Source organism: Nocardia sp. NPDC003183, assembly GCF_053590715.1.
In genome coordinates, this window is record NZ_JBSFTG010000009.1 from 178,528 (window position 1) to 198,268 (window position 19,741).

The 19,741-nt window shown below is 67.7% G+C and carries 18 protein-coding genes; 5 read left to right on the forward strand and 13 right to left on the reverse strand.

Annotated features, from left to right (window positions below):
- Positions 1 to 7 precede the first annotated feature (7 nt).
- Positions 8 to 703: an SGNH/GDSL hydrolase family protein gene (locus ACWDXS_RS24525; RefSeq protein ID WP_449969033.1), complete on the forward strand. Its 696-nt coding sequence runs from the start codon at positions 8 to 10 to the stop codon at positions 701 to 703.
- A gap of 75 nt (positions 704 to 778) precedes the next feature.
- Here ACWDXS_RS24525 and ACWDXS_RS24530 read toward each other — a convergent pair whose 3' ends face one another.
- Positions 779 to 1,717, reverse strand: a complete 939-nt coding sequence (locus tag ACWDXS_RS24530; RefSeq protein WP_449969036.1) for a helix-turn-helix transcriptional regulator — start codon at positions 1,715 to 1,717, stop codon at positions 779 to 781.
- A gap of 94 nt (positions 1,718 to 1,811) precedes the next feature.
- On the opposite strand from ACWDXS_RS24530, the gene ACWDXS_RS24535 reads away from it, so the two are divergent.
- On the forward strand, positions 1,812 to 2,222 hold the full coding sequence (locus tag ACWDXS_RS24535) for a VOC family protein (protein ID WP_378993829.1): 411 nt from the start codon (positions 1,812 to 1,814) through the stop codon (positions 2,220 to 2,222).
- Positions 2,223 to 2,266: 44 nt separating this feature from the next.
- Here the strand turns inward: ACWDXS_RS24535 and ACWDXS_RS24540 are convergent, their stop codons facing one another.
- From ACWDXS_RS24540 to ACWDXS_RS24550, 3 genes are all read right to left on the reverse strand, one after another.
- Complete coding sequence (locus ACWDXS_RS24540) at positions 2,267 to 3,064, reverse strand: HAD family hydrolase (RefSeq protein ID WP_379311922.1); 798 nt, start codon at positions 3,062 to 3,064, stop codon at positions 2,267 to 2,269.
- 185 nt (positions 3,065 to 3,249) lie between these two features.
- A complete protein-coding gene (locus ACWDXS_RS24545) occupies positions 3,250 to 3,396 on the reverse strand; it encodes a hypothetical protein (protein ID WP_378993825.1) in 147 nt (48 codons plus the stop codon).
- A gap of 172 nt (positions 3,397 to 3,568) precedes the next feature.
- The gene (locus tag ACWDXS_RS24550; protein WP_449969041.1) at positions 3,569 to 5,845 is read right to left on the reverse strand and encodes an Hsp70 family protein; all 2,277 of its coding nucleotides are present in this window, start codon (positions 5,843 to 5,845) and stop codon (positions 3,569 to 3,571) included.
- Between the two features lie 524 nt (positions 5,846 to 6,369).
- On the opposite strand from ACWDXS_RS24550, the gene ACWDXS_RS24555 reads away from it, so the two are divergent.
- The gene (locus ACWDXS_RS24555) at positions 6,370 to 7,131 is read left to right on the forward strand and encodes a glucose 1-dehydrogenase (protein ID WP_449969044.1); all 762 of its coding nucleotides are present in this window, start codon (positions 6,370 to 6,372) and stop codon (positions 7,129 to 7,131) included.
- 57 nt (positions 7,132 to 7,188) lie between these two features.
- Here the strand turns inward: ACWDXS_RS24555 and ACWDXS_RS24560 are convergent, their stop codons facing one another.
- The 7 genes from ACWDXS_RS24560 to ACWDXS_RS24590 form a co-directional block, all read right to left on the reverse strand.
- On the reverse strand, positions 7,189 to 8,775 hold the full coding sequence (locus ACWDXS_RS24560; protein ID WP_379311926.1) for an FAD-dependent oxidoreductase: 1,587 nt from the start codon (positions 8,773 to 8,775) through the stop codon (positions 7,189 to 7,191).
- Between the two features lie 12 nt (positions 8,776 to 8,787).
- Positions 8,788 to 9,801 (reverse strand): AurF N-oxygenase family protein, encoded by a 1,014-nt coding sequence (locus tag ACWDXS_RS24565; RefSeq protein ID WP_378993818.1) that lies wholly within the window; start codon positions 9,799 to 9,801, stop codon positions 8,788 to 8,790.
- A gap of 360 nt (positions 9,802 to 10,161) precedes the next feature.
- Positions 10,162 to 11,157: a sulfate/molybdate ABC transporter ATP-binding protein gene (locus tag ACWDXS_RS24570; RefSeq protein ID WP_378993816.1), complete on the reverse strand. Its 996-nt coding sequence runs from the start codon at positions 11,155 to 11,157 to the stop codon at positions 10,162 to 10,164.
- A complete protein-coding gene (cysW, locus tag ACWDXS_RS24575) occupies positions 11,154 to 11,960 on the reverse strand; it encodes a sulfate ABC transporter permease subunit CysW (protein WP_378993813.1) in 807 nt (268 codons plus the stop codon). The genes ACWDXS_RS24570 and cysW overlap by 4 nt, the downstream gene beginning before the upstream one ends.
- A complete protein-coding gene (gene cysT / locus ACWDXS_RS24580; RefSeq protein ID WP_378637744.1) occupies positions 11,957 to 12,808 on the reverse strand; it encodes a sulfate ABC transporter permease subunit CysT in 852 nt (283 codons plus the stop codon). The genes cysW and cysT overlap by 4 nt, the downstream gene beginning before the upstream one ends.
- 92 nt (positions 12,809 to 12,900) lie before the next feature.
- Positions 12,901 to 13,953, reverse strand: coding sequence for a sulfate ABC transporter substrate-binding protein (locus ACWDXS_RS24585; RefSeq protein WP_449969050.1), 1,053 nt, complete (start codon positions 13,951 to 13,953; stop codon positions 12,901 to 12,903).
- Between the two features lie 210 nt (positions 13,954 to 14,163).
- Positions 14,164 to 14,253, reverse strand: coding sequence for an Ms4533A family Cys-rich leader peptide (locus ACWDXS_RS24590; protein ID WP_019045829.1), 90 nt, complete (start codon positions 14,251 to 14,253; stop codon positions 14,164 to 14,166).
- Positions 14,254 to 14,327: 74 nt separating this feature from the next.
- Between ACWDXS_RS24590 and ACWDXS_RS24595 the strand changes: the two genes are divergently transcribed.
- A complete protein-coding gene (locus ACWDXS_RS24595) occupies positions 14,328 to 15,377 on the forward strand; it encodes a M48 family metallopeptidase (protein WP_379315189.1) in 1,050 nt (349 codons plus the stop codon).
- Between the two features lie 111 nt (positions 15,378 to 15,488).
- Here ACWDXS_RS24595 and ACWDXS_RS24600 read toward each other — a convergent pair whose 3' ends face one another.
- Positions 15,489 to 15,725, reverse strand: coding sequence for a hypothetical protein (locus ACWDXS_RS24600; protein ID WP_378993808.1), 237 nt, complete (start codon positions 15,723 to 15,725; stop codon positions 15,489 to 15,491).
- Positions 15,726 to 15,865: 140 nt separating this feature from the next.
- Between ACWDXS_RS24600 and ACWDXS_RS24605 the strand changes: the two genes are divergently transcribed.
- Positions 15,866 to 17,833: a glycoside hydrolase family 15 protein gene (locus ACWDXS_RS24605; RefSeq protein ID WP_449969055.1), complete on the forward strand. Its 1,968-nt coding sequence runs from the start codon at positions 15,866 to 15,868 to the stop codon at positions 17,831 to 17,833.
- A gap of 64 nt (positions 17,834 to 17,897) precedes the next feature.
- On the opposite strand, the gene ACWDXS_RS24610 is transcribed toward ACWDXS_RS24605, so the two are convergent.
- The gene (locus ACWDXS_RS24610) at positions 17,898 to 19,700 is read right to left on the reverse strand and encodes a hypothetical protein (protein ID WP_449969058.1); all 1,803 of its coding nucleotides are present in this window, start codon (positions 19,698 to 19,700) and stop codon (positions 17,898 to 17,900) included.
- Positions 19,701 to 19,741 lie beyond the last annotated feature (41 nt).

The following is a 19,741-nucleotide window of genomic DNA, read 5'->3' on the forward strand; positions in this document are numbered from 1 at the left end:
GATCGACATGTCTTCCAGCACACCGCTCTCCGTGCAGTTCTCCGCCGAGGCCGATGATCCACTGGTACTGGCACCGGAGCAGGCCGCCGCACTGCTCGCGGGGGCGCCGTGGCAGCGTTTCGCGGTGCTCGGCGATTCGATCGCCGCGGGGACGGGTGACCCCAGTCCCGGATACGCTCCCACCGGCTGGGCCGATCGGGTCGCGGCACACCTCACGTTGGTGAATTCCACACTGGCCTATCGCAATACGGGCCGGATCGGCGCGACCAGCGGTCAGGTCATCGACCGCCAGCTCGCCGAAATCCTGGAGTTCGCACCGGATCTCGTGCACCTCAGCTGCGGCGGCAACGACCTGTTCACCGCGGGCGGTGACATCGATCAACTGCGCACGAATCTGTCGACGATCCTCACCGCGCTGGCCGCCACCGGGGCACAGCTGTCGATTTTCACCGTGGCCGACGTGTGGTCGGTCGAGCGGATGGCCCCGATGCGAGCCATGCGGCCGCAGATGATCGCGTTCAACGAGGTGGTGCGGGCGGTGGCCGCCGAATTCGATGCGGTGCTCACCGAATTCTGGAACCATCCGCTGCGGTCGAGACCCGAGTTGATGAGCGCGGACCTCATCCACTTCACCACGAGTGGGCACGCGGTGGTGGCCGGTGAGGTGGTCAGGTCGCTGGCCTCGCTCATCGACAGGTCGTAGTGGCGGCGGGGCGGTCGCAGCAGGATCGCCCCGCACAGACCTCAGCCGGCAACGGCCTGTGCGCCGATGCGTCGCTCACCTGTTGTCGTGCACCAATCGAGTACCGAGTGCGACCAGTTCGGATCTCACCTCGGCAGGACCGACCACCTCCACGTCGCCGCCCCAGCCCGCCAGCTGCCGGGCGACCATGTTCGCGGTATCGGCGGAGATCTGTGCTCGTACCCGACCGTCGGGTGCCGGGCCGAGCAGAGTGCAGTTGCGGCCCTGCTGATCGGCCAGGATCGGGGCGAGCTCGGTGGAGACGAGAACCGTCGCGGAAACGGCGGCGCGCCGCCCCTCCATCTGCTCGACGATCTGCGCCCATTCCGCGGGGAGATCGAAATCCGCTGGTCGGTCGGCTGTTTCGTCGAGCGTGATGGCGTCGGCGATCCGGTCGAGGCGGAAGGTTCGCTGCCCGCGGTCGGTGCCCGCGATGAGATACCAGACCGTCTCCTTCTCGACCAGGCCCCACGGATCGATCGTGCGGACCGTGCGTTCCCCCTGGCGCAGGTATTCGATACGCACGCGGCGGCGATCCACCACCGAGCGGCGCAGCGTGTCGAGCACCGCGGGTGCTCGAGGATCGGGGCGACCCCACCGCGCCGGATCGACCACAACCGCATCGGCCGCGGCGGCCGCATCGGCGCGGAAAGTGTGCGGCAGGGCGCGGACCAGTTTGCGAAGGGCCGACTTCAGTTCGGGGGCGGCCTGGGCCGCCGGACCCGCGAGCAGGAACAGCGCCCTGGTCTCCCCCGCCGTCAGCCCTGACAGGTCTGTGCGGGCGCCGCCGATCAGCGACCAACCGCCCCCGCGACCCGATTGCGGATAGACCGGGATGCCCGCGGCCGACAAAGCCTCCAGGTCACGGCGGGCCGTCGCCACCGAGACTTCGAGCTCGGCCGCGACCTCCGCGGCCGTCACCCGCCCGCGTGCCTGCATCAACAACAGGGTGGCTACCAATCTGTCCGCTCGCACACTCGGCAATTCTGCCAGCCAAAGTGCTCATTCGGTGAGCACTTTGGCTGGCAAGGTCGTTGTCACACCGAAGCGACAACCGAATGGAGCAGACATGCTGCGCGGAATGGCCACCACCACCTACTACGCCGACGACCTCACCGCCGCCAAGGACTGGTACAGCGAATTCCTCGGCATCGCGCCGTATTACGAGGTACCCGGCGGGTACTACGAGTTTCGGCTCGGGCCGTTGCAAGCCGAGCTGGGCATCATCAACCGCGCGTATGCCCCGGCAGGCGCACGCAATGCACCGGGTGGAGGCGGAGTCGTGTTCTGGCAGGTGGACGACCTCGCGGCCACCTTCGCCCGGTTGCTCGAGCTCGGCGCCACCGAGTACGAGCCGATCACCGAACGCGGCGAAGGAGCCGGGTTCGCGACCGCGGCGGTGCTGGATCCGTTCGGCAATGTGCTCGGGATCATGGCGAACCCCCACTATGTGGCGATGACCGCGTCGATGCCGACCTAGGTCCCGCGTTCAGGCTGTGGCGCCGGTGGCGACAACCGCGGTGCTCAGGCGAACCAGCGCTCGAGGACGGTGGCCACTCCGTCCTCGCTGACGTCTCCGGTCACCTCGTCGGCGAGGGCGAGCACCGCGTCGGGCGAGCCTGCCATCGCTACCGAATGTGCCGCCCAGCGCAACATCTCCCGGTCGTTGAAACCGTCGCCGATGGCCAGAGTCGCATCGGCCTCTACGCCGAGGAGGAGCCGAAGTCGTTCCAGTGCCCAGCCTTTGGACACACCTCGCCGGGAGACCGTGAGCCACGGACCGTACTCGCCGTGCACCCAGGAGGCATCGGGCACATCGAATTCCTGTAGGAGGCGCAGCATTTCGTCGGGGCTGCCGTCGGGCCACCAGCCGTTGAGGCGCGGGGTCGGCACACTGCTCAGTGTGCGGTGGTCGACCAATCGGAAGTCGCCGATCGAGAACTCCCCCGGCCCGTGCCCCGTCGCCCAGGTACCGACGCCCACCTGTTCCGCGGCAAAGATCATCGCTGGGAACAGTGCGCGCAGCGCGAGTACGGCAGGTCCCGGATCGAACGACTGGACCGCGACCGGCTCGCCACGCGCCACATCGATGTGCACAGCACCGTTGGAACACAACGCATGCCCCTCGGCGAGCCCGAGCTCGCTCAGCACCGGACGTGTGGTGAGCACCGTTCGCCCGGTGGTCACCACCACATGCGCGCCGGCCGACACCGCCGCTCGCACCACCGCCCCCACCCGAGCGCTGATATCGACCCCCTTCGCCAGCAGGGTCCCATCCACATCGAGCGCAATCAGCTTCGGCGCTCCCCCAGCTAAACCCACCGCCCTATTGTGCCCGCACCCACCGACAACCCACCCCGGTTTCACTACCAGCGCTCCAACGACCGGCCGCGCGAACGCATCGCCGTGGCTGCGGACCGCGAGAGCGACTCTCGTGGCACACCCGTCCATGTCGCAGCGAGCCCCGCGACATGGACGTGATACCGCGGCCGGGCTACGCAGGCGCGTCAGCCGATCAGCAGCGAGAGCCGGAGCCGTCGGAGGAAGAGCTCGTCGGCGGTGGCGCGCTCGTGCACTGCGTGTTCGAGGACACTCAGCACTCCCGGGCGTTCTCCAGCGATGATGACGTCGAACTCTTCACGTGCGGAGTGCATTCGTCGATGTCGCCTACAACGTCGATGTCGCCTACAACGAAGCCCTAGAGTTCCCGTTCTCGCGCCCGACCTCGTTCGCCGATCGGATGTTCATCCCACCGGCGAGGCAAGGCCGACCTGTCAGTAGCAAGAACATTGATGCCGCGGCGGCTGCAACGGGCGTGACCCATGGTCAGCGGCGTGAGCCGCCACCGCCACCGCCGCCACCGCCGCCACCGGTGGAGCCACCTGCCGATGCGCCACCTTTGGAGCCTCCCGAGGAAGCGCCGCCGGAGGACGCACCCCCTGAAGACGCACCACCTGATGCCGCACCACCGGAGGACACACCGCTGTCGGATCCGCCGCCGGAGGACGCACCACCTGACACGCCACCGCCTGACGCACCACCACTGGACGCACCACCACCGGACGCGCCACCACCGCCTGACGCACCACCACCGGACGCACCGCCACCGGACGCACCACCGCCTGACGCGCCGCCACCGGACGCACCACCACCGGACGCACCACCGTCGGATCCACCACCACTGGACGCACCACCACCGGACGCACCACCGCCTGACGCGCCGCCGCCTGAGGCACCGCCACCGGACGCACCACCGTCGGATCCACCACCAGATGCACCACCACCGCCGGTGCCGCCGCCGTTCGATGCACCGCCATCAGACGCCCCGCCGCCGGTCGAGCCACCGGAAGTTCCTGTGCCGCTCGATGTTCCGCCACCGGTCGCGCCGCCTGTGGTATCCCCGTCGGTCGTACCGCCGGTCGGCGTTCCGCCCGAGGTGGTGCCACCGGTCCCGCCGGTCGAGGTGCCGGGGCTGGAAGGTGTTGTGCCGGTGCCGGTTCCACCGGCCGGGGTCGATCCCCCGACATCGACCGTCACGCCGCCCGTACTCGGCGTGGATGTGCCACCGGTCGGTGTGGACGTGCCGTCCGTCGGTGCCGTACCCGGCGACGGCGCGTTACCTACGGCGGGAACAGTGCCGGGCGAGGTCGGAGTGCCCGGCACCGCAGGAGTGCCAGGGCTCGAGACCGGGCCGCTGTGGGGAAGTTCGGGGGTGCCGGGGTTGGTCGGCGTGTTCTGGGGCTGGGCGGCCTGTTGGCCGAACGGTAAGGGGTTGATGAAGCGGGCCGGGTCACCGTAGGTGGTACGGGCGAGGACCGGCGACTTGCAGTCGTTGCTGACGTCCGGGCGGCCGGGGGCGCCGCGGTCGGCGCTGCCGCCGGGGCGTGATGTGCCGCCGGGCGCGGTCGCGGGGGCGATGAAGTTCTCGTAGGCGCTGCGGGCTGCGGCTATGCCCGCCACCCGGATGCGGCCGTTGAGCGGGTCGACATCGCTGACCAGACCTGCGGTTCGGGCGGCGAGGAGGTCGGCACTCATGTCGTAGAGCAACGCGTCGGCGGGAGCGCCCAGCACCGGGAACCGGTCGAGAACCGGCATCAGGCCGGGGTCGAAGGGGCTGCCGAACACGGTCATCGCCGACATGGCGAGCGCGGAAACGACTGCCGCGCTCGAGAACACCGCAACGTGCGGCACCGGGCCACCGGTTTGCTGCTCCGGCGCGAAGGTGCGAGCCGCCAAACCCGCCGCGCCCGAGGCGATCACCTGGCCGGGGTCGGCGACGGTGACGAGCGGAACGCCGAGTTCGGCGAGGGTGCGGGCGACTTCGGGCGGACGCGAGGCACCGCCGACAACGAGAATGCGCGACAGGTCCGCGAGCCGCAGCCCCGCCGCGGACACGCTCTTGCTGACCAGCGGGAAGGTGTCGCGGATGTGCTCGGCGCGCAGCGCGTCGATGTTCACCATGGAGGTGAGGGTCTGGGTCGCGCGGCCCGGACCCGGGTCGCCCGCGTAGCGAGCGACCATCTCGCCGAGCGGCTTGCCACCGAAATCGATGGACCGCGTGGGAGTCCCGACCATCGGGTGGTGCGGCCAGTCGGGACCGACACGCAGCACGGTGAGGTCGAGGCTGGTGGCGCCCAGGTCGTAGACGAGCACGAAGCCCGGCTCCAGTGGGCCGCGATCGACCTCGAGCCATTCCGCGGCGGCGACCGGTTCCGGCACCAACAGGACCTCACCGGCGCCCGCGAGATGCAGCGCCTGGCCGAGTAACGAGACCTGTTTGTCGGTATAGACCGCCGGATAGGTCAACACGATCCCGGCGGGCGGTTCGGCCAGCTCGATCAGACCGGTGACCACCGCGGCGATCAGGTTGGTCGCCGAGTAGAACCGTCCACCCATCACCATCGGCTCGGGCTCGCGCGTGAGATCCGCGAAATCCGTGATCGCCGAGGCGAATTCGTTGATCGCGCCGATACGGGGCCTGCCCGCGTCGTCGAATGTCAGTGCGGTGCGTCGTGTTCGCACCGCCGGTTTGGCCGGATCGTCGGCGACTACCGCCGAAATCGCATTGACCGCACCGATACTCAAGCCCAGACCTCTGGTCATGTTTTTGCTATCCCGTCAACGCACCGTGACCACGTCCAGCACGCGAGCGCACCATGTGGCCGCGGTCGTCTTCCAAACAGCTCGCCTAGATTAACTGGCACGTCCGCGAATTGCTGCCGGATTGATACGGAAACCGCAACCATGCGCCACCACAAGGCGATTCATGCAGGTGAGATCGTTGAAGCCAACATATCCACCCCCCTGAACGCCCTCCCCGCGATTCACAGACTCCGAGAAGCAGCTACCTGCGAGTAATCGGACAGAGCGCCCATTGAATACATTCTTCAAGTTTGTTATCCCGCACATTCAGCACACTTACCGACCGGTAACCAATTCATTTACTACCAACGCGATTTCACTGGCGGCGAATTACATTCCCTCATTTCGAAGTCGGCCCACTTTCAGTGACACGTCAATGCAGCGACCGAATCCCGCCAGCACGACCCTGCGCGCGCCGGTTGACTGAAAGGACGGAGAGACACCGACCCGATGTTCGAAAAACCAAGGGAAAGAAGGCACTACGCATGTCCACTCGATTCGCCGACCAGGTCGTACTCATCACCGGCGCCGGCTCCGGCATCGGCAAGGCGGTCGCACTGCGAGTCGCGTCCGAGGGAGCCGCCGTGGTTCTCGGCTCCCGCGGCAAGGACCAGGGCGAGCAGGTCGCCGAGCAGATCAGGGCGACGGGCGGCCGCGCGCTGTTCGTCGCGACCGATGTCACCGTCGATGCCGATGTCGAACGACTCACCCAGGCCGCGCTCACCGAGTACGGCCGCCTCGACGCGGCGTTCAACAACGCGGGCGCGGTGAACGCCTTCGGGCCGATCGCCGAGATCGATACCACGTCCTGGCGCGCCGACCTGGATCTGAACCTCGACGGCGTCTTCTACGGTCTGCGCCACCAGGTTCCGGCCATCACCGCCTCCGGCGGCGGCGCGATCCTGAACAACGCCTCCAACCTCGGAGTGGTCGGCATGGCGCACGTGGCGCCGTATGTGGCCGCCAAGCACGCCGTCGTCGGACTCACCCGGTCGGTGGCGCTCGAGACCGCGGCGACGGGTGTGCGGGTCAACGCGCTGATCTCCGGTGCGGTCGACACCCCGGCGTTCCGCGCCTCGATGGGCGCGACTCCCGAGGCAGAGGCCGCCATCGCGGCGCTGCACCCGATGGGCCGGATCTCCCAACCCGACGAGGTCGCCGCGGTGTGCGCCTTCCTGCTCAGCCGCGATGCGTCGTTCGTCACCGGTGCGGCCATCGCCGCGGACGGCGGCTTCACCGCGCAGTAGGCGCACACGAAAGGCCCGCAACGTCTCCCAGTGACGTTGCGGGCCTTCGCTTTTCGATCAGCTGCGAGCGAACAGCCGCTTCACCGAACGTTCCCGCTGCACCGCGGCCCCGCGGGCGACCGCCTGCGGGCGACGGGCGCGAACGAGTCGGTCGAACTCGGCCGCGTCACGGGTGGGCTCGCGCAACGTGCCGCCGTTGAAATCGTCGGCGAGCTGCTGCACGGTCTCCTGCGCACACGACTTGTTGGTCCCGATGAAACCGGTCGGGCCGCGCTTGATCCAGCCGGTCACATATGTACCGGGGAAGACCTCACCACCGGGTGCGGTGAGCACCCGGCCCGCGTCGTTCGGGATCACCGCGCGAGCGTCGTCGAACGGCAGATCCACAGTCGGCACCCCTCGGTAGCCGACCGAGGTGAGCACGACACCGGCCTCGAGCAGTGTCGTATCACCGGTCGGCGTGGCGGCCACGCGACCTTCGGCATCGGCGACGAGCTCGTTGCGCTCCACCCGTACCCCGGTCACCGTGTCGGTGCCGACGATCTCCACCGGCGAGGACAGGTAGCGGAACACGATGCGCTTACGCTCACCGAACGGGCGATTCGCGACGCTGTGCAGCAGGCGCAGCTTCTGCTCCACCTTGTAGGGCAGATCCGGCGTGATCGCGGGCAGCTCGCCGTCGATCGAGATGTCGATATCGGCGGCCAGCAGGCCGACGAACTCGGGCACCGTGAACGCCGACTCGGCCGGACCACGACGGCCCAGGATCACGACCTCTTCGATCTTGCTCTCGCGCAATGCCTTCAGCGCGTACGGCGCGATATCGGTGTCGGCGAGCAGCGCCGGATTCACGGTCAGGATGCGGGCGACGTCGAGCGCGACGTTGCCGTTGCCGACGATCACGACCCGTTTCTGGTTCAGGTCGAACCGGTCCTCGGCGTGGTCGGGGTGGCCGTTGTACCAGGCGACGAAGTCGGTGGCCGACACATTGCCCGCCAAGCCTTCGCCAGGAATGTCCAGCTTGCGATCCGAGGACGCGCCCACGGCGTAGATCACGCCGTGGAAGTGCTCGAGCAGCTCGGCATGGCTGATGTGCTTGCCGATCTCGACATCGAGGTAGGTACCGAAGTCGTCCTGCTTCGACATGATGTCGAACAGGTCGGCGACCTTACGGGTGTGCTTGTGATCGGGCGCGACGCCCAGGCGCGCCAGCCCGTAGGCCTGCGGCAGGCGGTCGAACATCGTGACCGCGACACCGGGCTGGGTGAGCAGTTCGTCGGCGGCGTACATCGCCGAGGGACCCGATCCCACGATGGCGACGCGCAGCGGGGAGCGCTGCGTGTCGATCGCGGGCGGCATCACCGGCGCAGCCAACGTCGGCCGATCCCGCTGCACGCGGTAGAAGTCGGCGTTGATCTCGATGAACGGCTTCTGCTCGTCGGTCAGCTTCTTCGACGAGGTGATGGCATCGACGGGGCATGCGGTGGCGCAGGCACCACAGTCCACGCAGGCCGCCGGATCGACGTAGAGCATCTCTGCGGTACGGAAATCCGGCTCATCCGGGGTGGGATGAATACAGTTGACCGGGCATGCGTAGACGCACGAGGCGTCACTACAGCATGACTGGGTAACGACATATGGCATATTGCTATCGTCTCAGGCGGCGTGCTTAGCGGAGCGCTTGGGCTCCGAGCGGTACCGGCTGGACGGGCCGTCGATGCCGAACATCTTCCACACCTTGCGGGCGACCGGGTTCATCAGACCGATCTCCTCGGCGAGCGCGCGCACGTCGATGAAGTAATCGGCGAAGACCTGCTTGGCCTCCTTGGAGCCGTAGAACAGCTCCTTGCGCACGTCGGCGGGCATGTCGAACTGCTTGAAGAAGGTCTTCGGCGGGGTCGCGATGGCCCGGCCGAGGATGAACATGATGGTCGGCATGGCCAGCGACAGCACGAACTTGTTGAACGAGCGCTGCGCGGGCACGTTCTTCTTCAGGAACTCGTGCGCGAAGGAGATGTGGCGAGCTTCCTCGGCCACGTGGATCGCCATCACGCCGCGCATGATCGGGTGAATGTCGTCACCCGAGCGCAGGATGTCCTTCTGGATGTGGTCGATCGGCTCTTCGCCGGCGAGTACGGCCATGAAGAACAGGTTCGGCATCAGCGCGCCGACCGGGGAGACCAGGTGGCGCAGCTGACGCACGAGCGGGTTCATGCCCGGCACGTCGGCGACGCGGTTCACCATCTCCTGGAACATCAGGGTGTGGTTGTGCTCTTCGATCATCTCGTGCGAGCAGTACCGGAATTCCGGGTCGTTGTTCTTCAGGTTGAAGATGTGCTGCATCATGCCGACGATCAGGATCGCCTCGAACTGCAGGCCGACCTTGGCCACGTTGGCCTGACGGACCTTGCCGATCTCGATCTTGGTGTCCAGCGGCAGCGCCTGGTACCAGGGGTGGCGACCGATGGGGTCGGCCGAGGTGACCAGGACCCAGCGCTCGGGCTTGCAGTTCGGATCGAAGTCGGGGGCGTCCCAGTCGATGTCCTCGAACGGGTCGAAGTGGCGATCGACCGATGCCTCGGACAGCATCAGCAACTTCTCGGCGTACGCCTGAGCCTCCGCGACTACAGGATCGACGTCAGGGGTGGTGGGCGCAGACATCGTCGTCACTGCCTCTCCTCTAGGGACGTTTACTGTTTCCAATGGTTACACCTACACCGAGTCACGTCAACTCCATGCCATGCCGAATTTCTCGTGTTCGGCGTGGCGAAAGCCCTGTTGAGGAAGCTACTCACCAGTAAAAATGCCTCTACCTGTGACACTGCGTCATGCACAGTCTTCGAGGGTCCGCGGTGAGACACGAAAAAAAGTTGTCCGGCGAGCGCGTCGAACCGGCTGACGGACCGCCGGTACCGGTTAACCTGCGCCGATCCCCATCAGTCGGACCGCGCACGGACCGCCGGCGAACCCCTCGACAACGCACCGGGGCCCCGCGACAGGTGTCGCGGGGCCCCGGTCGTTGCTGGAGGATCAGGCCAGGGGAAGGTCCGGGATCCGGGTGGCACGGGCGTACACCGTCTCGCCCTCGGTCAGGTGCAGCGCCGCGGCATCACCGCGGGTGACCTGGGCGGCGAACTGGTCACCGGTCGCGGCATTGCGCAGTTCCAGGCGCACCTCGAAACCGAGGCGCACGATCCGCTCCACCGTGGCCCTGGTGACGCCCGCCGATTCGGCGGTGCCCTCGTGTTCGGCCATCGCCATGCTCGGATCGCGCCCGACGCGGATGTCGTGCGGGCGGACCAGGTGGCCGTTGAGCCGGGCGACCGCGCCGAGGAACGACATCACGAACTCGTTGGCGGGCCGGTCGTAGACCTCCTCGGGCGAACCGACCTGCTCGATGCGGCCCTTGTTCATCACCGCGATCCGGTCGGCCACATCCAGGGCTTCCTCCTGGTCGTGGGTGACCAGCACGGTGGTCACGTGGACCTCGTCGTGCAGCCTGCGCAGCCACTGCCGCAGATCGGTGCGCACCTTCGCGTCGAGCGCGCCGAACGGCTCGTCCAGGAGCAGCACCTGCGGGTCGACGGCCAGTGCGCGGGCCAGTGCCATGCGCTGACGCTGACCGCCGGAGAGCTGCGCGGGATAGCGGTGCTGGAAACCGTCGAGTCCGACGATGCCGAGCAGCTCGTCGACGCGCTTGTCGATCTCCTTCTTCGGCCGCTTGCGGATGGTCAGGCCGAAGGCGACGTTGTCGCGCACGGTCATGTGCTTGAACGCGGCGTAGTGCTGGAACACGAAGCCGATATCGCGCTTCTGCGGCGCCACGTGGGTGACGTCGTTGCCCGCGATCACCACCACGCCCGAGTCGAGGGACTCGAGGCCGGCGATCGAGCGCAGCAGCGTCGACTTGCCCGAGCCCGACGGGCCGAGCAGGGCGGTGAGCTGGCCTGCGGGAATATCGATGCTGACATCGTCGAGGGCGGCGAAGGAACCGTAGTTCTTGCGCGCGTTGGTCACGGTGATCATTCGGTGCCCCGCTTGCGTTCGAGGAGAGTCATCAGGAGAAGGACGATCAGCGCCATACCCATGAGCAGGGTGGCCGCGCTGTAGGCGCCGAAGGTGTTGTGGTCGTTGATATAGCGGCCGTGCACCAGCAGGGTGAGTGTCTGGGACTTGCCGGGAAGCGCCGTGGAGACCATGATCACCGCGCCGAACTCGCCCAGCGCGCGGGCCACGGTGAGCACGACGCCGTAGGTCAGGCCCCAGCGGATGGCGGGCAGGGTGATGCGCCAGAACGTCTGCCAGCGCGAGGCACCGAGGGTGGCCGCGGCCTGCTCCTGATCGTCACCGATCTCGTGCAGCACCGGCTCCACCTCACGCACCACGAACGGCAGCGTGACGAAGATGGTCGCGATCACCATGCCGGGCAGGCTGAAGATCACCTTGAATCCGAGTGATTCCAGCCCGCCGAACCAGCCGCCCGCGCCCCACAGCAGGATCAGTGACACACCGACGACCACCGGCGACACCGCGAACGGCAGGTCGACGATGCCCTGCATCAGACTGCGGCCCGGGAACTTGCTCCGGACCAGCGCCAGCGCCGTGACCACACCGAACACCACGTTCAGCGGCACCACGATGACCACGATGATCATCGACAGCTGGAACGCCGAGATGGCCGCGGGCGTGGTGATCGACTCGATGAACGCGCCGATCCCCCGCTCGAACGTGCGCAGCAAAATGATCACCAACGGCAGCACCAGCAGGATCAGCAGGTAGCCCAGCGCGACCGTGCGCAGCGAGATCCTGGTGAACGCGGACAGTTTCATCGGGCCGCCTCTTCTTTGCGCGAGGTGCGTTCGGCCAGGATCCGCAGCACGAGCAGGCTGACGAACGAGATCACCAGCAGCGCCACCGACACCGCGGCCGCGTTGACCGGCCGGTCGACCTCGATCTGCTGCTGGATGTACTGCGAGGTCATCTGCGTCTCGCGCGGGATATTGCCGCCGATCAGCACCACCGACCCGTACTCACCGATCGCCCTGGCGAAGGCGAGGCCGCCGCCGGAGATGATCGCCGGCGCCAGGGTGGGTAGCACGATGCGCCGGAAGGTGATCCAGTTGCTCGCGCCCAGCGACAGCGACGCCTGCTCCACTTCCTTGTCGACCTCGATCAGCACCGGCTGCACCGAGCGCACCACGAACGGCAGCGTGACGAACGCCAGCGCCACCACCAGACCGGGCTGGGTGGCGTTGAGGTGGATGTCGACCGGGCTGTTCGGGCCGTAGAGCGAGAGCAACACGATCGAGGCGACGATCGTGGGCAGCGCGAACGGAAGGTCGATCAGCGCGTTGACGATGCCCTTGCCCGGGAACTCGTCACGAACCAGCACCCAGGCGATCAGCGTGCCCATCACGACATTGATCACGGCGACGATCACCGAGACGCCGATCGTCACCTTCAGCGAGTCGAGCGCCGAGGGCGCGGTGACCGCGTCCCAGAAGCCGGACCAGCCGTCTTCGAAGGAGCTGACGGTGAGCGCCGCCAGCGGCAGCAGCACGATGAGGCTGAGCCACAGCACGGCGACACCGATGCCGAACGGGCCCACCGACCCGGTGACGCGCAGCCAGGCCCAGCGAGGTCCGCGCGAGGTCGGCGGCTTTTTGTCCAGTTTCACGGCGCCGCCGGGATCGGAGGTCTCCCCGGTCCCGGCGGGCCCACTGCTGTCAGTCACAGTTGTCCAGTATCGCGTGTGAGCCGGGTCACGGCCTACTTGGTGGCCTTGTCGTAGATGACGGCGACCTTGCCGGTGCCCTGCGCGAACAGATCCTTGTCGACGGCCTTCCAGCCACCGAGGTCATCGATGGTCCACAGCTTGGCCGGGGTCGGGAAGTCCTTGGCGAACTCGGCCGCGACCTTCGGGTCGACCGGACGGAAGCCGGCCTTCGCCCACGCCTTCTGGCCATCAGCGGTGAACAGGAAGTCGCGGAACGCGGTGGCCTTGGCCAGGTTCTTCGAGTTCTTCAGCACCGCGACCGGGTTCTCGATCTTGAAGGTGGTGGGCGGGTTGATGTGCTCGATCGGGTCGCCGTTGCGCTCGGAGAAGATGGCCTCGTTCTCGTAGCTCAACAGCACGTCGCCGGTGCCCTGCAGGAAGGTCTCGGTGGCTTCACGGCCCGACTTGGGCTGCACCTTCACGTGCTCGGGCGAGACCAGCTGCGACAGGTAGTCCAGACCGGCCTGCTGGTTCTTGCCGCCGTCGCTCTTGGCGGCGTAGGGCGCGAGCAGGTTCCACTTGGCCGAGCCCGAGCTGAACGGGTTCGGGGTGACGACCTCGACACCCGGCTTCAGCAGGTCGTCCCAGTCCTTGATGCCCTTGGGGTTGCCCTTGCGCACCACCAGGGTGACGACCGAACCGAAGGGGATGCCCTTGGTGGCGTCGGCGTTCCAGGTGGACTCGACCAGACCGGCGTCGACCAGGCGGGTGATGTCGGGTTCGACGGAGAAGTTCACGACGTCGGCCTCTGCGCCGTCCTTGACCTTGCGCGACTGGTCGCCCGAGGCGCCGTACGAGGCCTGGACCTGCACACCCTTGCCCGCGTCGGTCTTGTTGAACTCGGGCACGACCTTGTCGAAGCCCGGCTTCGGGACCGCGTAGGCGTAGAGGTTGAGGGTGCCCCCGCTGCCGTCGGCCACGGTAGCGCCGCCGTCGGTCGAGTCGCTGGCGCCACCGCCGCAGGCGGTCAGGGCGACCGCGGCGACAGCAGTGAGAGCGATGGCGGCGGCGCGGCGGCGCGAGCCGATCCAGGTGTTGCGAGACATCGGGGTGTACCTTTCGGGAAAGGACCTGCAGCGCAACGATTTTCGTGGCGGCAGGGAAGATCGTGTCGATCGGTAGACCTGTCGTACGTGGATATACGACAGTTGGCGCGACTCGGGCCCAACGGCCCCCGGAGTGACGGACTACGACTGCGAAAGGAAAGCGCGCGCCAGTCTACTGGGCAAGAACGCGCAGCCGGATCCGGTGGCCGATCATCGACAGAGAATGTCTGCGACCGCGAGGTTGCCGACAGCGATCAACGCCAACTCATGGCGGATCTGCGGGGCGACACTCGACGACACAGGCAGACTGTAGCAGATTGCGCCATGATGATCGCAATCGACGAGAGTTCTCTAACCAGGGGGGATTTCATCCTATGACCATGGCTCCAGACCGGGTTCGCACGCGTTTTCCGGAGATCAGCACGCGCACTTGGGAACACCCGGCCGACCGCACCGCACTCGTGGCGCTGCGGTCGCTGAGCGGCTTCGACACGGTGCTGCGGGCGCTGTCGGGATTGTTGCGGGAGCGTCAGCACCGATTGATGTACCTGGCGACCGCCGTGCGGGTCGACGATCGGCAGTTCCGCACCCTGCACCAGTTGCGCGCGGACTGCGTCGGCGTGCTCGACGCGCAATCCACACCGGAGATGTTCGTACTCCAGGACCCCTCGGTGAACGCGTTCACCATCGGGATGGACAAGCCGTTCATCGTGCTCACCACCGGCCTGCTCGAACTGATGGACACCGAGGAACTGCGGTTCGTGGTCGGCCACGAACTCGGCCACGCACTGTCCGGGCACGCGGTGTATCGCACGATGCTCATGCACCTGATGCGGCTGTCGGCCTCGGTCGGGTGGATGCCGGTGGGCGGCTGGGCGTTGCGCGCGATCGTGGCAGCGCTGATGGAGTGGAGCCGCAAGTCGGAGCTGTCCGGCGACCGGGCGGGGCTGCTGTGCTGCCAGGACGTGGAGGCTTCGGTGCGCGTGCACATGAAGACCGCGGGCGGTGCGTGGCTGCACGAGATGAACCACGGCGCGTTCCTCGACCAGGCCGATGACTACCTGCGCTCGGGCGACCTGCGCGACGGCGTGCTCAAGCTGCTCAACCTGGAACTGCAGTCGCATCCGTTCTCGGTGCTGCGCGCGGCCGAGCTGCGCCGCTGGATCCAGTCCGGCGAGTACGAGCGGGTGCTCGGCGGCAGCTATCCGCGTCGCGAGCAGGACAAGAACGCGCGGATCAGCGAGGAGGTGAAGGAGGCGACCCGGCACTACCGCGAGTCGTTCGACCAGTCCGAGGACCTGCTGGTCCGCACAGTGCGCGACCTCGGCCGCGACGTGGGCTCGGCGGTGAACACGGTGGGTCAGGAAGTCGGCCGCACGGTATCCGACCTGGGCAAACGTTTCGACGACTGGCGCAAGAACTAGCCGCAGTGTCGGCGCGGGATGGTGCTCGCGCCGACTAGCGCGTGAAGAACCACGCGATGACGACCAGGACCAGTAGGGCGATGAGCGCGAGCTGGACGCGAGAACGTGGCATCAGCGGGCACCGCTGCCGACGGTCGGGCGTTCGGCGAGGGCGACCGGCATCGGCGGTTCGGTGCGATCGTCGCGGCGCAGCAGGCGGAAGGCCATACGCAGGCTTCGGTCGAGCAGGAAGGCGATGGCGAAGCTGATCGGGACCATGCCGACCAGCACCACGAGAAACTGCGGAATGAAGGGCAGCCCGGCTACCCAGAGTTCGAACCCGTCCCACCAACCTGCGATGCGTTGCACGCCGTCCAGCCTAGTCGGTCGCCGTGAACGCCCTCGCCGTCCGCATGGCCGCGGGCGAATTCCCGGCCGCGACCGGCCGATACGCCGAGATCGCCGCCCCCAGCGGTGGACGCGCGCCCACACCGCCGTGATGATGGGGTATGGAGTCTTCCAGCGCTGACAGCCTGCCGATTCTGAGTCCGGTGTCCTCCAGCGGCCGTCGCGGCGCGTTTCCCCCGATCGACGACTATGCCTTCCTGTCCGACTGTGAAACCAGCTGCCTGATCGCCAGCAGCGGTTCGGTGGAGTGGATGTGCGTGCCACGCCCGGACTCCCCCAGCATTTTCGGCGCGATACTCGACCGCAGCGCCGGGCATTTCCGGATCGGCCCCTACGGAACGAACGTGCCCGCGGCGCGGCGCTACCTGCCGGGCGGGATGATCCTGGAAACCACCTGGCAGACCGAAACCGGCTGGCTGATCGTGCGCGACACCCTGGTACTCGGCCCGTGGCACAACAACAACGCCCGGTCCAAGACCCACCGGCGCACCCCGATGGACTGGGACGCCGAACACATCCTGCTGCGCACGGTCAAGTGTGTGAGCGGCACCGTCGAACTCGAAATGAGCTGCCAGCCCTCGTTCGACTATCACCAGCGCGGAGCCAAATGGGAGTACACCGGCAAGGTCTACGAGCAGGCGACCGCGCGGGCGTCGAGCGATCCCGAGAGTGGGCCGTCGCTGATTCTCACCACCGATCTGCGCCTCGGCCTGGAGGGTAGGGAGGCACGCGCCCGCACCAGGATGGCCGAGGGCGACCAGGTGTTCGTCGCGCTCACCTGGTCGGAGCTACCCGCGCCCGCCACCTACGACGAGGCCGCGCAGAAGATGTGGGCGACCACCGAGTGCTGGCGGCGCTGGATCACCCAGGGTGATTTCCCCGACCATCCGTGGCGCAGCTACCTGCAGCGCAGCGCACTCACGCTCAAGGGGCTCACCTACGCGCCGACGGGTGCGCTCCTCGCCGCCGCCACCACCTCGCTTCCGGAAACCCCTGGCGGAGAACGTAACTGGGACTACCGCTACACCTGGGTGCGCGACGCGAGTTTCGCGCTGTGGGGCCTGTACACCCTCGGACTCGACCGCGAGGCCAACGACTTCTTCGCCTTCCTCGACGATGTCACCACCGGTGAGAACGGGGACGCGGTCCCCCTGCAGGTGCTCTACGGAATCGGCGGCGAACGGCAGATCACCGAATACGAGCTGCCGAATCTGTCCGGCTACGACGGCGCGCGCCCGGTCCGCGTCGGCAACGCCGCCTACGACCAGGACCAGCACGACATCTGGGGCACCATGCTCGACGCGGTGTACCTGCATGTGAAATCGCGCGGGCAGGTGCCGGAATCGCTGTGGCCGCTGCTCGAACGCACCGTGCACGCGGCGATCGCGAACTGGCGCAAACCCGATCGCGGGATCTGGGAGGTCCGCGGCGAACCGCAGGACTTCACCTCGTCGAAGGTGATGTGCTGGGTGGCACTGGATCGCGGCGCCCGGCTGGCGGAGTTGCACGGCCAACACGAGCGCGCGGCCGAGTGGTTCGAGATCGCCGAGGAGATCCGCGACGACGTCCTCGAATTCGGTGTCAGCCCGGAGGGCATCTTCACCCAGACCTATGGTGGCAACACGCTCGACGCCTCGCTGCTGCTGGTGGTGCTGACCCGATTCCTGCCGCCCGACGATCCGCGCATCCGCGCGACGGTGCTCGCCGTCGCCGACCGCCTCACCGTCAACGGACTGGTGCTGCGCTACCGCACCGAGACCACCGACGACGGCCTGGAAGGCGAGGAGGGCACCTTCACGATCTGTTCGTTCTGGCTGGTCTCGGCGCTGGTCGAGATCGGCGAACTCGAACGGGCCACCAATCTGTGTGAGCGGCTGCTCGGACTGGCCAGCCCGCTGCGCCTCTACGCCGAGGAGATCGACTCACGCACCGGGCGGCACCTGGGCAACTTCCCGCAGGCCTTCACCCACTTGGCGCTGATCAACGCCGTGACCCACGTGATCCGGGCCGAGGACCAGCGCAACGCGGGTCAGTTCCAGCCCGCGCACTCACCTTCGCACCGATCATGAGACCGGGGCGGCCGGCGCCTTCGCCCGGTGCCGGACACAGTGTTTCGCCCCACCGGGCGCCCGCTCAGTAGGCGAGGCGTTCGGCGCGGGCGCGTAGCCCCGCCACCGTGCGCAGGCCCGCGTCGATCTCGGTGATACGCAGTTCCCGATGGTCGCCGTAGCGCAGGCCTGTCTCCTCGGCGGCGCGCAGGGCCTCGTCGGCGGTACGGCCCACTTCGGCGGCGATCTCGGTGTAGTGGTCGCGCAGCACACGTTGCAGGGAGCGAAGGCGGTTGCGCGATTCCTTGCCCACCTGGAAGATCACGTCGTCGGCCAGCCGGGCGACGGCCACTTTGGCCTCTGCCTGCCTGCGATGCTTGCGGTGCTTGCGGTCGTCCCACAGCGCGTTCACACCGAGCAGCACACCCGCGCCGGCGGAATACCAGTTCACCAGCGACATCCCGAGCAGGCTGGTGGCCAGACCGACCATCAGGATGCCGCCGTAGGAGCCACGCAGCGCGGTGAGCAGCTGCTGTCCCACTCCGGCTTTGGCACTTTCGAGGGGTTCCAGCGGCTGCACCGGCTCGAGAACCTCGCCGGGGTTGGTCAGCCGCAGTTCGGGCAGCGGCGGGGTTCGGTTGTCGGGCGGGAACTTCGAGGCCACCTGCTCGGTGAGCTCGACGGCACGGTAGTGCGCCATCACGAAGTTCTCCTCGACCGCCTCACAGATCCGCGCGTCCAGTTCGGAGGCGAAATCGGACCACTTGCGGGCAGGGTCGGTGCGGGTGATCTCGGCCTCGGCCTCGCGAACCAGCGTGCGCAACCGGTGCCGCAGGTCGTGTTCGATGTCGGCGCTGAGCTCGGAGCTGCCGTCGACGAGGGTGACCTGCCAGGTGGCGGTGCGCTGTCGCAGCTGATCGGCGGTGGTGCGCGCCGCGGCGAGGCGCTGGGTGATCTCGGCGCGCCTGCGCGGGTCGCGCAGTGTGTCCGACTCGGCCCGCAGGGTGACGGTGAGCTGATCGGTGATCAGCGCGATATCGCGCACCGCGGCCGCCACGGCCACCGAATCGGCCTGGGCGACAACATATTCCCGCAGGTGATCGATGAGCTGGGGCACGCCCGACTCGGCATCACGCTGCTGGTCGCCGCGCTCGGCGGCCTCTCGGTGCAGCAGACCCGAGACGGGAGCCACCGCGAAGTTCAGCCCGGCACCGTCGAGCAGCGCGCGATTGCGTCGCTGGGTGAGCGACCAGTGCGGGTTGCGGTCGATCTTGGTGAGTACGCAGACCACCGACGGGCACACCTGCTCGACCCGGCGCAGGTAGTCCAGCTGCGCCTCGGTGAGCTCGGCGGCGGAGTCGGCGGCGTAGAGCACGACATCGGCGGCGGCGATCATCGACCAGGCGGCCGCCTCGTGCGCGGTCGAGCCGGGCGCGTCCATCACGACGAGCCCGTCGGCCAGCAGCCCACTCGGCTCGGCGAACTCGGCGCGCAACACACCGAGCGAGGTCAGGGCGGGAAGCGGATTCAGCGGATCGACGGGCACCCGTTCGACCCGGCCACCCGGCGCCGACTTCACCAGCGTCGCCTTCGGCGCCTGGCCGTATTCGACGATCACCGGAACGCTCGGCTTGCCCTCGGTGGCACTGACCGGCGACCCGACCATGCTGTTGACCAGCGTGCTCATCCCCGCCTGCGGTTCGCCGACGACGACGATCCGGACCCGCGGATCGCTGAGCCTGGCCCGCACCATGCCCAGCCGGGCATCGAGGTCGTTGCGGCCGCCCGAGCGGACCAGTTCCCGCAGTTCGTCGACCAGCGCGACAACGGGAGCCATCACATCCGGATGCTTCACCGTCGCGGTCTGCAGTCCGGCTGCGGCAGACACCTGTTCCTCACTCTCGTCGCATCGACACGGCCGAAATCGTC

Coding starts and splice junctions, on each gene's coding strand:
- ACWDXS_RS24545 (WP_378993825.1), bottom strand. CDS start 3,396: ATGCACTCCGCACGTGAAGAGTTCGACGTCATCATCGCTGGAGAACGC.
- ACWDXS_RS24525 (WP_449969033.1), top strand. CDS start 8: ATGTCTTCCAGCACACCGCTCTCCGTGCAGTTCTCCGCCGAGGCCGAT.
- ACWDXS_RS24585 (WP_449969050.1), bottom strand. CDS start 13,953: ATGTCTCGCAACACCTGGATCGGCTCGCGCCGCCGCGCCGCCGCCATC.
- cysW (WP_378993813.1), bottom strand. CDS start 11,960: ATGAAACTGTCCGCGTTCACCAGGATCTCGCTGCGCACGGTCGCGCTG.
- ACWDXS_RS24535 (WP_378993829.1), top strand. CDS start 1,812: ATGCTGCGCGGAATGGCCACCACCACCTACTACGCCGACGACCTCACC.
- ACWDXS_RS24550 (WP_449969041.1), bottom strand. CDS start 5,845: ATGACCAGAGGTCTGGGCTTGAGTATCGGTGCGGTCAATGCGATTTCG.
- ACWDXS_RS24560 (WP_379311926.1), bottom strand. CDS start 8,775: ATGCCATATGTCGTTACCCAGTCATGCTGTAGTGACGCCTCGTGCGTC.
- ACWDXS_RS24605 (WP_449969055.1), top strand. CDS start 15,866: ATGGAGTCTTCCAGCGCTGACAGCCTGCCGATTCTGAGTCCGGTGTCC.
- ACWDXS_RS24595 (WP_379315189.1), top strand. CDS start 14,328: ATGACCATGGCTCCAGACCGGGTTCGCACGCGTTTTCCGGAGATCAGC.
- ACWDXS_RS24555 (WP_449969044.1), top strand. CDS start 6,370: ATGTCCACTCGATTCGCCGACCAGGTCGTACTCATCACCGGCGCCGGC.
- ACWDXS_RS24570 (WP_378993816.1), bottom strand. CDS start 11,157: ATGATCACCGTGACCAACGCGCGCAAGAACTACGGTTCCTTCGCCGCC.